The 14810-nt window shown below is 57.0% G+C and carries 19 protein-coding genes; 8 read left to right on the top strand and 11 right to left on the bottom strand.

The annotated features are described in order from the left end of the window. Window positions 1–65 precede the first annotated feature (65 nt). The 3 genes from EKD05_RS15155 to EKD05_RS15145 all read left to right on the top strand — a co-directional run bounded on the left by EKD05_RS15155 (window position 66) and on the right by EKD05_RS15145 (window position 2625). A complete protein-coding gene (locus EKD05_RS15155; RefSeq protein WP_129674176.1) occupies window positions 66–320 on the top strand; it encodes a type II toxin-antitoxin system prevent-host-death family antitoxin in 255 nt (84 codons plus the stop codon). A gap of 136 nt (window positions 321–456) precedes the next feature. Continuing rightward, on the top strand, window positions 457–1578 hold the full coding sequence (locus EKD05_RS15150; protein ID WP_129674174.1) for a site-specific DNA-methyltransferase: 1122 nt from the start codon (window positions 457–459) through the stop codon (window positions 1576–1578). Between the two features lie 156 nt (window positions 1579–1734). After that, window positions 1735–2625, top strand: a complete 891-nt coding sequence (locus EKD05_RS15145; RefSeq protein ID WP_240695801.1) for an alpha/beta fold hydrolase — start codon at window positions 1735–1737, stop codon at window positions 2623–2625. A 457-nt stretch (window positions 2626–3082) separates the two neighbouring features. Here the strand turns inward: EKD05_RS15145 and EKD05_RS26745 are convergent, their stop codons facing one another. The 5 genes from EKD05_RS26745 to EKD05_RS15125 form a co-directional block, all read right to left on the bottom strand. After that, window positions 3083–3274 carry an SfiI family type II restriction endonuclease gene (locus EKD05_RS26745; protein WP_240695800.1) on the bottom strand — a complete coding sequence of 64 codons (192 nt, stop codon included), beginning with the start codon at window positions 3272–3274 and terminating at the stop codon, window positions 3083–3085. A gap of 8 nt (window positions 3275–3282) precedes the next feature. Next, window positions 3283–3459: an SfiI family type II restriction endonuclease gene (locus EKD05_RS26740; protein ID WP_240695799.1), complete on the bottom strand. Its 177-nt coding sequence runs from the start codon at window positions 3457–3459 to the stop codon at window positions 3283–3285. Further along, window positions 3446–3730 carry a site-specific DNA-methyltransferase gene (locus EKD05_RS26735; RefSeq protein ID WP_240695798.1) on the bottom strand — a complete coding sequence of 95 codons (285 nt, stop codon included), beginning with the start codon at window positions 3728–3730 and terminating at the stop codon, window positions 3446–3448. The genes EKD05_RS26740 and EKD05_RS26735 overlap by 14 nt, the downstream gene beginning before the upstream one ends. Window positions 3731–3955: 225 nt before the next feature. After that, a complete protein-coding gene (locus EKD05_RS15130) occupies window positions 3956–4576 on the bottom strand; it encodes a GNAT family N-acetyltransferase (protein WP_129674170.1) in 621 nt (206 codons plus the stop codon). A gap of 7 nt (window positions 4577–4583) precedes the next feature. Beyond that, the gene (locus tag EKD05_RS15125) at window positions 4584–5021 is read right to left on the bottom strand and encodes a phage holin family protein (RefSeq protein ID WP_129674168.1); all 438 of its coding nucleotides are present in this window, start codon (window positions 5019–5021) and stop codon (window positions 4584–4586) included. 251 nt (window positions 5022–5272) lie between these two features. Here EKD05_RS15125 and EKD05_RS15120 point away from each other — a divergent pair, with 251 nt between their 5' ends. From EKD05_RS15120 to EKD05_RS25790, 4 genes are all read left to right on the top strand, one after another. Beyond that, window positions 5273–6043: a bifunctional 2-polyprenyl-6-hydroxyphenol methylase/3-demethylubiquinol 3-O-methyltransferase UbiG gene (locus EKD05_RS15120; protein ID WP_240695797.1), complete on the top strand. Its 771-nt coding sequence runs from the start codon at window positions 5273–5275 to the stop codon at window positions 6041–6043. A 123-nt stretch (window positions 6044–6166) separates the two neighbouring features. Continuing rightward, on the top strand, window positions 6167–6619 hold the full coding sequence (locus EKD05_RS15115) for a MarR family winged helix-turn-helix transcriptional regulator (protein ID WP_129674164.1): 453 nt from the start codon (window positions 6167–6169) through the stop codon (window positions 6617–6619). A 1-nt stretch (window position 6620) separates the two neighbouring features. After that, window positions 6621–7865, top strand: coding sequence for an MFS transporter (locus EKD05_RS15110; RefSeq protein WP_129674162.1), 1245 nt, complete (start codon window positions 6621–6623; stop codon window positions 7863–7865). Window positions 7866–7988: 123 nt separating this feature from the next. Beyond that, the gene (locus tag EKD05_RS25790) at window positions 7989–8159 is read left to right on the top strand and encodes a hypothetical protein (RefSeq protein ID WP_165360751.1); all 171 of its coding nucleotides are present in this window, start codon (window positions 7989–7991) and stop codon (window positions 8157–8159) included. Window positions 8160–8230: 71 nt separating this feature from the next. On the opposite strand, the gene EKD05_RS15105 is transcribed toward EKD05_RS25790, so the two are convergent. The 6 genes from EKD05_RS15105 to EKD05_RS15080 form a co-directional block, all read right to left on the bottom strand. Next, complete coding sequence (locus EKD05_RS15105) at window positions 8231–9565, bottom strand: cell wall metabolism sensor histidine kinase WalK (RefSeq protein ID WP_165360750.1); 1335 nt, start codon at window positions 9563–9565, stop codon at window positions 8231–8233. A 23-nt stretch (window positions 9566–9588) separates the two neighbouring features. Then, on the bottom strand, window positions 9589–10272 hold the full coding sequence (locus EKD05_RS15100) for a response regulator transcription factor (protein WP_129674158.1): 684 nt from the start codon (window positions 10270–10272) through the stop codon (window positions 9589–9591). A 150-nt stretch (window positions 10273–10422) separates the two neighbouring features. After that, window positions 10423–11169 carry a hypothetical protein gene (locus tag EKD05_RS15095; RefSeq protein WP_129674156.1) on the bottom strand — a complete coding sequence of 249 codons (747 nt, stop codon included), beginning with the start codon at window positions 11167–11169 and terminating at the stop codon, window positions 10423–10425. Window positions 11170–11355: 186 nt separating this feature from the next. Continuing rightward, on the bottom strand, window positions 11356–12039 hold the full coding sequence (locus EKD05_RS15090; protein WP_165360749.1) for an SH3 domain-containing protein: 684 nt from the start codon (window positions 12037–12039) through the stop codon (window positions 11356–11358). A 166-nt stretch (window positions 12040–12205) separates the two neighbouring features. Next, window positions 12206–13066: a hypothetical protein gene (locus EKD05_RS15085; RefSeq protein ID WP_129674152.1), complete on the bottom strand. Its 861-nt coding sequence runs from the start codon at window positions 13064–13066 to the stop codon at window positions 12206–12208. A 144-nt stretch (window positions 13067–13210) separates the two neighbouring features. Beyond that, the gene (locus EKD05_RS15080; protein ID WP_129674150.1) at window positions 13211–13894 is read right to left on the bottom strand and encodes a response regulator transcription factor; all 684 of its coding nucleotides are present in this window, start codon (window positions 13892–13894) and stop codon (window positions 13211–13213) included. Between the two features lie 255 nt (window positions 13895–14149). On the opposite strand from EKD05_RS15080, the gene EKD05_RS15075 reads away from it, so the two are divergent. Continuing rightward, window positions 14150–14809: a haloacid dehalogenase gene (locus EKD05_RS15075; RefSeq protein WP_129674148.1), complete on the top strand. Its 660-nt coding sequence runs from the start codon at window positions 14150–14152 to the stop codon at window positions 14807–14809. Window position 14810 lies beyond the last annotated feature (1 nt).

The raw sequence follows: 14810 nt of genomic DNA, 5'->3' as shown, positions 1-14810 counted from the left end.
CAGAACAACCCGCCTGGGGAAGGCTACAGGTGCGGAAGTCGAATGCGAAGAAAGGATCGCCGAGTATGTCCAATCAGAACCCGGTATTATCGCTGGATGTCGATCTGCAACGTGGCATGGTTCCCATTTCAAAGGCAGCGAGTTCGCTCGCGATGCTGATGAAGCGAGCGCGTGAGCAGAATCAGCCGATTGTGATTACCCAAAAAGGCTACCCGAGCGGAGTCTTGCTGTCAATTGAACTCTTTACCGCTTTGCGCACGATGGCCGAGGCAGCTGAAACCGCAAAGGGGAGGGCTACGGCTGAGGAGACTGACGGCTAAGGGTATCTGGGAGGCCTTCTCGGGGAAGATTAACTTGGCGCACATAGATGTCTTCCCAGCGTTTTTTACGACCTCACAGGTCTTCAAGACCTGTGAGGTCTCAGAATGTATACGTGCGCAAAGTTGGGAGAAACCAATGCGACGGCGTGGAGGTCTTGAAGAGATGGAGGATGATAGGCTTCCCCTGAATGAGATTGTGGAGGGGAATTGTCTTGAGGTGCTCACACGCTTGCCTGCGCAATCGGTTGACCTCATTTTTGCCGATCCGCCCTACCATCTGCAGCTTGAACAAGCGTTGTTGCGTCCCGATCAAACCGTCGTGGCTGGCGTTGATGACGGTTGGGATCAGTTTGTTGACAGTGCAGCGTACGACCAATTTACCGAGCAGTGGCTGAGCGCGTGTCGGCGCGTCTTGAAAGCTGACGGCACTATCTGGGTCATTGGGTCATACCACAATATCTTTCGCGTTGGCAAAATTATGATGGATCTGGGCTACTGGATTCTGAATGATATCATCTGGCACAAAACGAATCCGATGCCCAATTTTCACGGGACACGGTTCCAGAACGCGACTGAAACCTTGATCTGGGCCAAAAAGTCAAAAGAACAGAAACGCTATACCTTTCATTACCAGGCGATGAAGCATTTCAATGACGAAAAGCAGATGCAAAACGTCTGGCACCTCCCGTTGTGTACTGGGGCCGAGCGTTTGAAGATCGATGGCAAGAAAGCCCATTCGACGCAAAAGCCCGAGGCGCTGCTTTATCGAGTATTGCTGGCTTCAACGAACCCCGGCGATCTTGTGCTTGATCCCTTTTTTGGTTCGGGGACAACTGGTGCCGTCGCAAAGAAGTTGCAGCGTAACTACATTGGCATCGAAATTGCACCGGCCTATCTTGAACTTGCCCGTCGGCGGATCGATAGCATCCCCGGCTCAGCGTTGAGCGAGCGTGAACTGTTGACCCCCTCGCGCCGTCACCAACCACGCATTAGCCTGGGTCAACTGATTGAAGCGCACTACCTGGCCGTGGGCCAGCGCCTCTTTTCACGCGATCGGCGCGAAGAAGCGACGGTCAAGGCTGATGGGCATCTCGTCTGGCACGATCAGCACGGCTCAATGCATCAGCTTGCCGCGCTGGCGCAGCAACGCCCTGCCTCGAATGGCTGGGAATACTGGTACTGCGAAGATGACACCGGTAACCTTATCAGCATTGACGACCTGCGCGAACGCTATCGTCGTGAGCAAGGCCTGGCATAAGCGGGGATTAAAACGAGGCTAGCTACGCTAGCCTCGTTTTAATCCCCGCTTAGTTTCTGCAAAAGCTGTGCAAAGAGTTTGCAATTGTGGTATGCTGTATCTACACAACAAAGAAGCGAGCTTCCAGAAGTTCTAGAAAAAAGGAAAAGCAAAGATATGGTTGCGATGCAGGTTGAAACAAGCGCTCGGCACGAGGAGCGGCGTTATAGTGTTACTGAGCAATATCTGGATGGGCCGCTGGGGCCGACACGCTACTGGGCTTCGACGCCTGTGCAGGGGCTGCCGGTGGTCTTCATTCATGGGTATGGCGCCCTGATTGATCACTGGCGCAAGATTGTGCGCTCGGTGGCCCGCGAACACACCTTTTATGCGCTCGATCTCTATGGGTTTGGTTATTCGGCGCGACCTGCCGGCCAGGCGAGCAAAGTTCGTTGGGCAGAACAGATCGCGGATTTTGTGCAAAAGGTTGTTGGTGGACCAGCGGTCATCGTCGGCCACTCGATGGGTGGCGTGGCGGCAACGGAGTTTACCCGGCGCTTCCCTGCATTGACTCGGGCTCTCATCCTTGTCAACAGTTCGGGCATGCAACTCTACGAGCGCCCGTTGACCCCAACTGATCAGGTGTTGCTGTCGTTGATCGGGGCACCGGTGATTGGCGAGACGGTCGCCGGGATCTTTGGCAACGAATGGGGTGTGCGTCAGAGCCTGCTCGCTTCGTATCATCGCAAAGAAGCGGTCACGCCTGAACTGGTCGAGACCTTCAGCGGCCCATTGCGCCGCTTTGGGGCCAATTCATACCTGGCCGTCACCCGCTCATCAGTGAGTCTCGGCATTGATATGCAACCAGGTGAATACAACGGGCCAACGCTGCTTATCTGGGGGGCCGAAGACCGCTCGATCCCACCCTCGGATGCCGAAGCGATCAAGCGGCGGATCTTGCCGCAGGCCGAAATTGCCATCCTGCCCGACACCGGCCACTGCCCCTTCGACGAAACCCCCGAACTCTTCAGCGACGCCTTGCTCCCGTGGCTGGCGAAGCTTGGGTAAGGCAGCTCTCGAGCTACCGTGTCGTTCTACCGAGCAAGCGGGCCAACGCAGTTGGCCCGCTTGCTCGGTAGAACAGAGCGTAACAGAGTGACGGCTCCCAAGCGTCAACGCTTGGGCTTCAGAGACTGCCGCCCCAGTCTCGTCCTCCGAAGAGAACATGGGTGGGGTGTGGCCGCTTCGATGCGCTTGTCTGTGCTGACTCTCAGGTTGGCCCCTTCCGCCGAACCAGCGCGCCACATGACCATGAGCTTTTTACCCGACGATGGATTCTTCGTCGGAACGACCAAAACTCAGTTGGAAACGTGCATGAGATGCGCAGACCTCATGACGAACAAGTGTACCATGGATACGTGCTTTGTGCAACACATGAGCGAAAGCCGCTCAAGCAGGGCGCTTCATCCCAGGCGTGAACGCGCTGGGCTTTCGCACCTAAAGGCGAGCATCCGTAAGAACGCTGCTACTCATCCCAGACATAGGCATACGGCTCCATCGGAATGGTTTGCACCCGCCAGTGCGCCTTCTCTTTCAATAGCTGAAAACTCAGGCGCACACGGAACTCTTCGCCCAACGTCGGCGCATTGCGACCTGCCCGCCAGATCGTCTTGTGCTCATCAGGATTGTAACGCTCCTGAAGCATCCCATTCGGCACAGCAGCAATTATTGCGTCACATCTTCACCAATATCGGCAACTTGATCGTTTTCAGCCTGAAAGATGATCGCTGCTTCGTGTCGATAATCGTATAAGGCCTGGACGAGTAGGCGTAACGAAGCTTTTTCGATGGCCTCAATACGATCAAGATTCTCTCGCAAATCATATGGATTAATCAGCGTCATGCTCATCCTCCACGATGAGTTGCTGATGATGGAGTTGAACATACTGCTCTTCTTGAGGAGAGACAGGCATAAGCATCTGTTCACGATTCAACTCGGCACTGATATGATCGTGGGCAAGTTGGACGTAGGTTTCATCAAGCTCAATCCCGAGGTATTGGCGTCCCTCGCGGACGCAGGCAACAGCGGTTGTTCCACTACCGAGAAAACAGTCGAGGACAAGATCATCTACATCAGTAAGCAGCCGGATAACCCGCGTTGGTAACTCCAACATAGAGCCTGCGAAATTGTTCCTGCAGATCTTTTGGTAGGCGATCAATCTTAAATTCAACTGAAGAGTCTTTGATTGGCTCCATTGAAGTACCTTGTCATAGAACAAAAGAGCTATAATTTTATCGTAGCATAAAAGTATGTTGCTTGCAACAAGTTGGCAATGACGCGGATGCTGGCGAACACAACCAGCGCAGCTGGTTGTGTTCGCCAGCATTCGCCTAAGCGTTCATTCTTCTACGCAATCTTCCCACCACATCCAGGTGGCGTCGCCAGTTGCTGCGGTTCCTCGATCAACGTAGTTACGCAGGACGCCCCGCACGCGAAAGCCGTTTTTGATCTGCGGGGTGATCGTTGGGTCGCTGAGCCGCCCGGCAACTACTTCGGCGATGTAGGCTTCAACTGAGAGATGATCGGCGTGCTGTGCGTACCCCGGCATCGCTCCGCCAAAGACGATGCCCTTTAGCTTTAGATGCCGCACGAGCTCTTTGCGCACTCCATAGAGCCTAGTCGCGATCCCGCGTCCTCGATAGGCGGGATGCACACTCATATCGGCCCCATAGAGCCACAAACCCTGCGGGTTGTGTTGGTTGAAGCTGTTTTTGCCGGTGATGTCACGGTAGGTGTGCTGTTGCCGGCACTGCTCTTCGCTAATGCGGAAGGTGCTGCTCTGCCCAACGACGCGTTCGCCAGCAAGTGCGACGTGCTGCCCTTCGGGAAAGACCGCTAGCTGCGCCGCAAACATCTCGGCTTGCATCAGATCTTCTGCCGATAGGGTTGGAAAACAGATCCGCTGATGTTCAACCAGTTGAGCAATATGCTCGGGTCGGGTGTTGCAAATGGTGATCATTGCGCACCTATTGTTGCGGTGGCTGCACACGTACCACCTGGACACGGGTGTCGCCTGCCAAGAAACTCAGGATCGTGGTGATCAGCGAAATGACCAACCCCCCCCAGAAGGCCGGCCAAAAACCGTCAATGTGAAAGATGATCCCAATTTGATCAGCCAGCGCTGAGGTTAGCCCAAGCAAGACAGCATTGATCACCAACCCGAACAGGCCGAGCGTGAGAATGACAAGCGGGCAGGTCAACACGTAGAGAAGCGGACGGAGCAAGGCATTGAGCAGGCCAAAGACAAGCGCAACGATGCCAATGTGCCAACCAGGACCGCTAAACTCAATCCCCGGCACAATCCAGACAGCGGCGAAAATACCTAGCGAACTGATCAACCAGCGCAAAAGTAACTGTTGCCACGCAGGCCGTTGTTGAGGCAGGACAAACTGAGGTTCTTGCATCTCATCTCCTTGGCAGTGCGATTCGCCCTCACATGCTTCTCATGATACTATAGGTTGCCTCTGGCACTGCTGCCAAATGATTTCTTTATTCTTTAGGCAAGGTTTCAGGTTACTTTACAGTTTGGAGGCCTCCATCCCGTCCTGATGCGCTCGGCTCTTTCCTCTTTTCTAGCTCCTAAATCCTTGTCTTAGGTGATCAAGATCGGCAAAGCCGACCTTGAATAAGATGTATGGTGAACACAAGACATCGTATGATTAGCTCCAGTACCTTTCACGAAGTTCAACGTAGTGCGGTCGCTGACGGCAAGGCTGACTATTTTCGCCTGCATCGGTATCGGTTTGCTGCCATGCTGACCGCGATGCAGGGCTCTGCCGGGGCCTCAGTGCTTGAGGTTGGGGTCACGCCCGGCCATTTTACTGAATTGCTGGTGCGCTCGGGTTTTCAGGTGACCGGTGTGGATCTTGATCCCGCACGTCGCCAGGCGCTCTGGGCACGCCTGGGCGTGACGGTGCATCAGGCCCACCTTGAACGTGAGCCGTTGCCCTTTGCCGACAAGCTATTTGATTGGGTGGTCTTTTCTGAGGTGATTGAGCATTTGGTCTATTCACCGCTGCCAGTCCTCCGCGAGTTCCGGCGCGTCTTGCGTCCTGGTGGCCGGCTCTTGATCTCAACCCCCAATGAGCTCTATGCCAAGAGTCGGCTGCGCCTGATCCTCCGGGCTCTGCTCTGGCAGAGCCTCAGTACCCGTGCCGAGTTCCGTCATCAGATGCTGCTTGAGGGCGAGGCTCGTTATACGACGCATGCGCGAACGTATACGATGGCCGAACTGACCTGGCTGGTTGAACAGGCGGGCTTCAAGATACTCCAACGCCATTATGAGGCCCCGTGGGAACAGGTGGGGCTTGAGGCTGGGCGCTTGCGTACGCATCCGTTCCGTTTTCTGGTCAAGGGGGCCTTTGCTGCATTAACGTCTGCGCTGCCTCCAACCCGCTCGATGTTGCTCGTGGTTGCCGAGGCGTGAACTCAATGATGCAATTGCTCTGAGTTTCGCTTCCAGAAACATTGACAAGTCCAATATATTCGTGTACGCTACAGAGATAGAAAGAGCTACTGTAGGTAGTAGGCATCTTTCAGGGAGGTGGCAATGCCCGAGATAACTAGTGTTGATTCGCCTCAAATCGAGGCGTATCGCCTGTTTCTAAAGTTGCATAAGCGTTTTCAAGAGTTGAATCGTGATGAGTTTCGTCCGTATGATCTCTCGACCCCGCAGTATGCCATTCTGTTTCATGCGACGGTGGAGGGCGTGCCGCTGAGTCATATCTGCCAACAGATGGTGGCCGATAATAGCAATTTGACCCGCCTGGTGGATCGTCTTGAGGCGCGAGGCCTGGTACGCCGCGCTGCTGATGCCAATGACCGTCGGGTGACGCTGGTACAGCTCACAAGTGAGGGCAAAGCGTTGATTGATGAATTGCGCCCTCGTCATCGGGCGTATGTGGAACAACGGATGAGTCATCTCAATGCAGAACAATTGACGGCGCTCCACGAGGCGATGCAAACCCTCTACGAAGCGCTGAGTCCTGAGGATGGCGCTTGATATGGCTGTCTTGGGTAGTCCAGCGGTGACTGATTCACGCTTGCCCCAATTTCTGCGTGCGTTGCGCCATCGCAACTACCGGCTCTTTTTCATTGGTCAACTCATCTCGTTGATTGGTACCTGGATGCAGTCGGTGGCCCAGGGCTGGCTTGTCTTGCGCCTGACTGATTCGCCAGCCTTGCTTGGCTTGGTCGCCGCAGCAAGTTCGTTGCCAGTCCTGCTCTTTTCCTTGCCAGCGGGAACCGTCGTTGATCGCGTCTCGAAACAGAAACTCTTGCTGGCAACCCAGCTTGCTGCGATGCTGCTCGCGATCGCACTCGCTGTCTTGACGATCAGCGGGCTGATTCAGGTGTGGCATATTCTCGTGATGGCGATGCTGCTTGGGTTCGTCAATGCCTTTGATGCGCCAACCCGCCAGTCGTTTACGGTCGAGATGGTTGGGCGCGAAGATCTGCTCAATGCGATTGCGCTCAATTCTTCTATTTTCAATGCCGCACGCATGATCGGCCCGGCAGTGGCAGGTCTCCTGGTGGCCTTGATTGGCGAAGGTCCGGCGTTTGCTTTGAATGCGGTCAGCTTTGTCTTTGTCATTGCTAGCCTGTTGATGATGCGCTTGCCGCCGTTCACGGCCCCAAAAGCTTCGCGCAGTAGCGACCAACTCAAGGAGGGGCTACGCTACATCAAGCAGGAGCGACGGGTGCAGGCGCTGCTGATTCAGGCCATGGCGATCAGCCTCTTCTGTTTTGTGCATATTCCGTTGCTGCCAGTCTTTGCACGTGATGTGCTTGGCACTGGCGCGGCGGGCCTTGGGGCACTCTCGTCGGCGAGTGGCCTGGGCGCTCTGGCTGCTGCGCTGATCCTCGCGCAACTCGGCGATAAGCTCCCGCGGGGGCGCTTGCTCATGGTTGCCGCTCTACTCTACCCGCTCTTGATGATCATGTTCACGACAACGCGTCAGCTCCCACTGGCAATGGCGCTGATTGGTGTCGCCGGTTGGGCCGGCGTGACGACGATGGCGCTGACCAATACGCTGATCCAGGCACTTGTGCCCGATGCTTTGCGTGGCCGGGTGATGAGTGTCTTTACCCTCATCTTGATGGGGATGAGCCCGATGGGTGGCCTGGTCGCTGGCGTGCTGGCCGAGATGATCGGCAGTGTGCCGCTGGTGGTGGCGGCCAGTGCTGTCATTGGCTGGGTGATCATCATTGTGGCGAACTGGCGGGCCCCCTTCTTGCGTCAATTGTAGCGCGCCTTTCTGTGCCTTGTCCGACGACAGCAAAGCTGTCGTCGGGCTACGCTGAAAATGGGGGAACCACGTTCCCCCACGCCCCCGTTTTCCTGCGTGGTGGTGCGCCGGCAGGAGTATTGTGTGCTGAGGCAACGTCAGCTCTCCGGGGTCGCCGTCGCCGTCAACGGCTCGGCGCCCGTCGGCGAAGCCGGCCTTCGCCGGCTCGATGAGGCCGCGCAGGCCGGCTTCGCTTCCCCTCGCCGAGGGCTTTCGCCCCACGGCATCGGGTTCATAGCGGATCATTTCCTGTAAAACCATCAGCCCGACGGTTCTCCGGTCAGGTCGACGTTGCAACTTTTGCACCTGACGGCATTGCCTGCATATCACCGGGGTGATAGCATCGCAGGGAGCGTGAACTCGAAAGTTGTCCCATTGCCTGGTGTGCTTGTAACAGAGATGGTGCCTCCGTGGGCTTCGACCAGACGCTGCACAATGGCAAGGCCGAGCCCACTGCCACCTGTTTCACGGGTGCGGGCACGATCGGCGCGAAAGAAGCGGTCAAAGATATGGGGCAGATCGTCGGGCGCAATGCCGGGGCCGGTATCAGTTACCTCAAAGCGTACGCTGGCTTGCCCATCTGCCTTGGCCCGCAGCGTCACCTTGCCATTTCGGGGGGTGTAACGCAAGGCATTTTCGATCAGGTTGCCAAGAATCTGGGCCAACCGTTGCCCATCAGCGCTGATCAAGGGCACGTCGGGTGATACGTCTATCTGCAGGTCAATGCCCTGTTGGCGTGCGCGAGGAGAGGCTGCGGCTGCGGCGCGAGCCAGCGCGGCCTGCGGCGCAACAGGCTCAACATTGAGGGCCAGTTTGCCCGCCTCGGCCAGCGACAGCAGGCGCAGATCGTCAACCAGCCGGTTCAAAAGATCGACTTCATGCACGAGCGCCGCATAGAGCTCTGGTGATGGCTGTTCGATGCCATCTTCCATGCCTTCGACCCGTAGACGCAAGACACTCAGTGGCGTGCGTAGTTCGTGGGCAATGTCAGCAACCATCTGGCGCCGGAGCCCTTCCTGGCGTTCGAGTTCAGCGGCCATTGTATTGAACGCCCCGGCGAGTTCAGCCAACTCGGCCTCGTCAGGTAGCGCAATGGGTTGGTGATGTTCACCAGCAGCCAGGCGGCGTGCGGCTGTTGTCAGGGTTCCAAGCGGTCGGGTCAGTCGTTGGGCGACAAAGAGGGCCACGACCAGCGCGGTTGCACTGGCAACAATGCCGCCAACGATCACAATCATGATCACGCTGCGTAGAAAGGTTCGTTCGGGGGTACTGAACTCATCGCGCGAGGGCGGCGGTACAATCACAAAGCCCACAATGCGTTCCTGGACATAGATCGGCGCACTCTGGCGCCGCATCAACAGTGGCGCAGGCTGACCAGTCAACGTGTCGGTGCTGTCAAAGAGCACCTGCCAGTCGGCATCGGTGATTATGGTTCGGCGGGCAAGCGGGACATTTCCTGCCAGTATGCGTAGCCGCAGCGTCGTTGCGAGGTTATCCCACCCGCCATTGCGTACATAATACTGGGCGAGGGGGTCGGCCAGGGCGCGGCTAACCATTGCCGACTGGCTTCGGGCAAGTTCGTTATAGGCGCGCAAGACCAACCCGCTCACCAGTAACGCGATCAGCACGACGGCAAGCAAGGCAACCGCCGTATGGGTCATAGTTAAACGTTGATGCAGCGATTTCATGGCGCCCGAAATTTGTAGCCGACGCCAAAGACCGTCAGGATATAGTGCGGATTCGTCGGATCGGGTTCGATTTTACGCCGTAGGTTCTTGATATGGGCATCAATCGTGCGTTCATAGCCCTCGTAGGCATCGCCCTGCGTTGCATCTAACAGCTGCGCTCGGCTCAGGGGGCGACCACTGTTGCGCATCAAGGCGGTGAGCAACGCAAACTCGGTCGGCGTCAGTTCGACCGGTGCCTGGTCAATCGTCAGCGTATGGCGTTCGCGATCAAGCTGAAGCGAGCCATAGGTGAGCCGACTCGCCTGATTGAGCTCGCCACTGCTTCGGCGCAAGACAGCGCGAGCGCGGGCAACCACTTCACGGGCGCGAAATGGTTTGGCAATATAGTCATCGGCTCCGAGTTCGAGCCCGATGAGCGTATCGGTCTCTTCAATGCGCGCCGTCAACATGATGATCGGCACATGTGACGTGCGACGGATGCGACGGCAAACTTCCAGCCCATCGAGTTCAGGCATCATCACATCAAGCAGCACGAGATCGGGCTGTTCACGCTGAAAGACCTCCAAGGCCTCGCGGCCATCATACGCCACACTGGTCTCGAAGCCAGCCTGACGAAAATAGCCAACGAGTCCCTGCACGATCTCGCGAACATCATCCACAATTAGAATGCGTTGCGTCATAACGTTGGATGTTGCTTCTTCTTGAGGGCTGCGCCTCTTGACCTCGCGTCTTGGTTGAAAAGCCAGCGTATGCTGGCTTTTCAACCGGGAAAGCTTGCTGAGGGCCACAGGCTCCCTCATCTCATCTCCCCGCGTACGCGGGGACGGACGCTACCGCTCCAACTCGATAGGTTCGATCATCGCAGCTTCGGCAGCCGTACGGAAATCGGTGACAGCGCCTTCGACCACATCGGCACTGCTGAGCCCGGCAGACTGGGCAATCGCCTCAAGGGTCTCGCCCGCAGCGAGGCGTTGCACGACCTCGCGCACCTCCAGACCGGTTGCCTCGGCGGTTCGTTTGACCATCACGCCACGGACAGTCTGGTCACGCATCTCTTCGAGCCGTGCCTCCAGCTTGCTCCCCAGTTCGGTATCGTCCACCACTTCATCAGCCCGCGACGTAAACTCATCGAGCAACGTATCGGCCTGCGCCTGCGTCATCCGCCCACGCTCCACCGCTGTATCAAGACGCTCGCGGATCTTTGTGGTCGCAGTCTCAATAACTATGTCGCCACTACTCCCATTAGCCTCAGCGATCTGGGCAAGGCTCTGTCCGGCACGCAACTGATCCAGCACCTGTTCACCAGTCAGCCCGGTTACCTCAGCTGTCGAGCGTACGAGCACCGTCACGGCGAGTGCTTCAGGTGCCTGCTCACGCGCTTTGCGATGCAACCCTGGCAAGCCCGGCTCGCCAGGGCTTCCACCTTGCTGGAACAATGCCTGAGATACTTGTGCATTCGCCTGTGTACTTGCATACGCAGACGATGTATTATTCATTCCTGACCAGGCGAGCGTACCTGCGAGCGCCACCCCCGTCAACGCGACTCCACCGGCCTTCACGATACGCATCAACATCATACACCTCCTGAGCTAGATAAACGCTATCCTTGTGGGTTTGCCAAAGGGTTAGCTGACTCCAGGGCCGTGCCCGTGCGAGCAGTCCATTGCGTAAGCTGGTTACGTACCCCTTGTCTCTTCCCTGGTTACAGCATAGCGAGCAGGTGTGAAGATGGTATGAAGGGCGTATAGGGGAGTTGTGAATATTTAAGGCACCGGACTCAGAAAATCAGCGGCGACAAAGCCCTCTTGCCCCTCGGCAGTGCGTACATGGCGCCACAGAAAGCCATCACCTGGTACATCCGAGCCAATCTGTTCGATGATTTGCCCATCGGAAAGGGTTGCCAGCGGCGTCGTGTTGCGTGAGGGTTCGGGGCGAAGAAACAGCCCTTGCACGCCAGTTCCGGTGACAATAAACCGTTGGGGGGCCGGGGCCGGGGGGGGCAACGCTTCTTCGGGGACGACGCTCGGCAATTCGCCGGGCAGATTGCCGCCAAGCACCGGATCACTGATGATTGCTGTCGGCTCAGGATTATCAAAACTCAGACCTGCTTCACGTTGCTCGGTGCGTGAAAAGGCGAGCAGGGCTATCAAGAGGACGACCAGCAGTAGCCCTATGCCAGCAAGATACTTCCATCCACCTGACTGAAGCCAGAGCTGGAGTTCCTGTGGGGAACCAGGTAACATGCCGCGTTTGGGGGCACGCTGTGTTCCCGAGCGCTCTTGACGCCATCGGGCATTCGCTGGCTCTTCGCGAGTCCATGCATCACCAGAGGGATCAAGGCGTTCGGTTCGGCGTGGCGTCTCGGCCCCATTGATCGGCTGATCGTCGGGCAGGCGTCGGGTACGACGTGGTCGCTCTTGCTCGAACTCTTCGTGAGGGTCGCTCATGCCTCCTCCAGGACAACTAAAGAGAGCTACAGAAAGCTGCTGGCAAGGTTGGCTGCGCCAACGATGCTGCTGCCGCCAACCTTCCCGGATGTTGGTTGGGGAAGGCTTCCGGCTTCCACAGAACGTGCATGCGTTATCATAACACATGACGCTGCCTGGTGAAATGCTAGAGCTTGATTTGATACGTGGGAGGCGTGTTTTCGTTAAACGGGGCTGCGCTCCGGGCCAGTGGTGTGCCCATCCGTCGTAAGCCAAGATAGGCTGCTTCGCTGCAGATCAGTTGCCCCGGGGCGCTTAGTTTGAGCATGGCTTGCGCCGCATCAAGCGGCGCACCCACCACGCTGAGTCCTAGCCCCGGCAAAAGCATCGCCCTGGCGCTTCCGAGGGTAAGACTCATGGCTGGCCCGGCCCGCTCCTCGTGAAGGGCATTGTTGTTCAGCGCTTCTGCGATCTGATAACTACTGCGGAGGATCTGGCTCGGGCTGTTTGGACTCAAGACTCCGGTGATGATCAATAGCGTTGCGCCTGTACGGGTAAGCAAGGCATCGTGGAGTTGCGCATGATAGAGGGCATTGTGGGCCAGGCTCTGCAGCGTCGGCTGGGCATGTTCGTTGAATGCAGGGAGTTCGACGGCAACAACGCCAATGTCGCACACCCATCCTTCGGCTGGTGGCTGCCGATCGATGAGCCGCAGCGCTCCGGCTAGCGGGAGCGCTGGCAAGAGCGTGCGGATCTGCTGTTCGGTGCGCTGTTCTTGCAAGAGGCGGTTGAGTGCATGGGCCAGTTCGCCCCATACGCCGGTCGCAACTTCGAACTTCTGTTCAGGTTGGTTGTCCGTGATAACGGTCGTGAGGCTGCGGATCTCTTCGGTGAGCTCGATCCAGTCGAGGATCAGCATCCCTACGGCACAGAGAATGACCGGCGTAACAAGCAAGGGGTAGACAAAGGCGACTACCGCTGCGCCCCCTAGACAGAGCAGGGCAAGGCGTAGTTTGAGTCGTCGTCCGATCCCGTAAAGATGGCGCAAACCGGTCGATCCTGGTGGTTCAATGCTCAGGCGTGAGCAACACATACGTCATTGATCCGTGACGCTGTGCATCCCTTGCCTTGACGATACCACACGGACATTTGTACGAAGAAGGGCCGTAGATTACAGAAGGAGGTCATCTGGTTATTCGTAGTCGCGCAGGATGTATCCGGCCCCGCGCACCGTCTGAATCAGACGTGCCTCGCCTTCGGCTTCGAGTTTCTGTCGCAAATAGCGTACATAGACTTCAATGATGTTACTTTCACCACCAAAATCGTAGCCCCAGACTCGATCAAAGATGACTTCGCGGGTGAGCACCTGATTTGGATGGCGCAGAAAGAGCTCGAGCAGGTCGTATTCTTTCGTGGTTAATTCCACGCGTCGTTCACCAACGCGGAGTTCACGTGAGGCTGTGTCGAGCGTCAGATTGCTGAAGCGTAGTTGTTCGTGTTGTTGCGCCGTCTGGCGGCGGCGCAACTGAACCCGAATACGGGCTAGCAATTCTTCAAACGCAAACGGCTTCACCAGATAATCATCGGCCCCATACTCGAGCCCGCGTACCCGATCGGCCACGGCATCACGGGCGGTCAGAATGATAATCGGCACCTCTGAGGCGGCCCGCAGTCGTTTTGCTACTTCAAGCCCATCAAGACCAGGGAGCATTAAATCGAGAATGACGAGATCGGGTGGCGTTTCACGTGCGACAACCAGGCCCCCCGGTCCATCATTGGCGACGGTGACCTGAAATCCCTCGAGCACCAACCCGCGCCGTAGGTAATTGGCAATCTCTTGTTCGTCCTCAACGATCAGGATGTGCTGCGTCGTCATAGGCTCTTCCTGTAGTATTTTAACTGTAAATTCAGGCCTATTTCCTGGAATTCTGGCCCCCTACACCTGAACGTAAGCCGCTAGCTAGGGGTTTGGGGGCCGCAGGCCCCCAAGAATCAGGCTTGTGCTGACGAAAACGGCCAACTGCGCTGGCCGTTTTCGCCAGCACAAGCCTGGGTTTTTAGGTAGATTGCCTACTAGTATAACAGGTTCACCACTAGACAGAAATGGCGATCATCGTGTACTCTGTAGCCTATGCAAGATAACATTGAACAACTTGTGGCCGCGTGTGCGGCCAAGATTGAGGCCGATCATGCGGTGCGTGAACAGGCTATTGGTGTGTCGCGCGCTTTGATCCGTCTTTGTGCCAACAGTATTCGGGCGACCCATCGCAGCGATTTTGCCGAGGCACGTCGCCTGCTCGCCGAGGCGCGGGCTGCTGCTGCCTTGATCCTTACGACAACGACTGATTTTCCGGCGATCCGCTTTGCTGGCTATACCCAGGATGCCCTCAAGGAGTATGTTGAGGCGCATCTTGTCCTGGCTTTTCTTGCGGATACACCGGCCCCCGGCCATCGCGAACTTGGCGTCGAGGCGGCAGCCTATCTCAATGGGCTCGCTGAGGCAGCGAGTGAGTTGCGTCGGGCGATCCTTGATGGCTTGCGCCACGGTGAAGTTGAACGCGGTGAACGCCTACTCCAGACAATGGACGAAGTCTACAGTGGGTTGGTGACCGTCGATTTTCCTGATGCCATTACTGGCGGGTTGCGCCGTACGACTGATGCCCTCCGTGCCGTTGTCGAACGTACCCGTGGCGATATGACGGCGGCCCTTCGTCAGGATCAGTTGGTGGCCGCGATGCTTCAGTTAGAGACCTACCTGGCCGACGGGCGGGCAGATGCAGAGGCACGGTAGC

This window comes from Candidatus Chloroploca sp. Khr17 (assembly GCF_004138165.1).
In the GTDB taxonomy this organism is placed as follows: Bacteria; Chloroflexota; Chloroflexia; order Chloroflexales; family Chloroflexaceae; genus Chloroploca.
The sequence above is the reverse complement of the archived record's forward strand: the minus strand, read 5'-3'. Positions and strand labels throughout refer to the sequence as shown.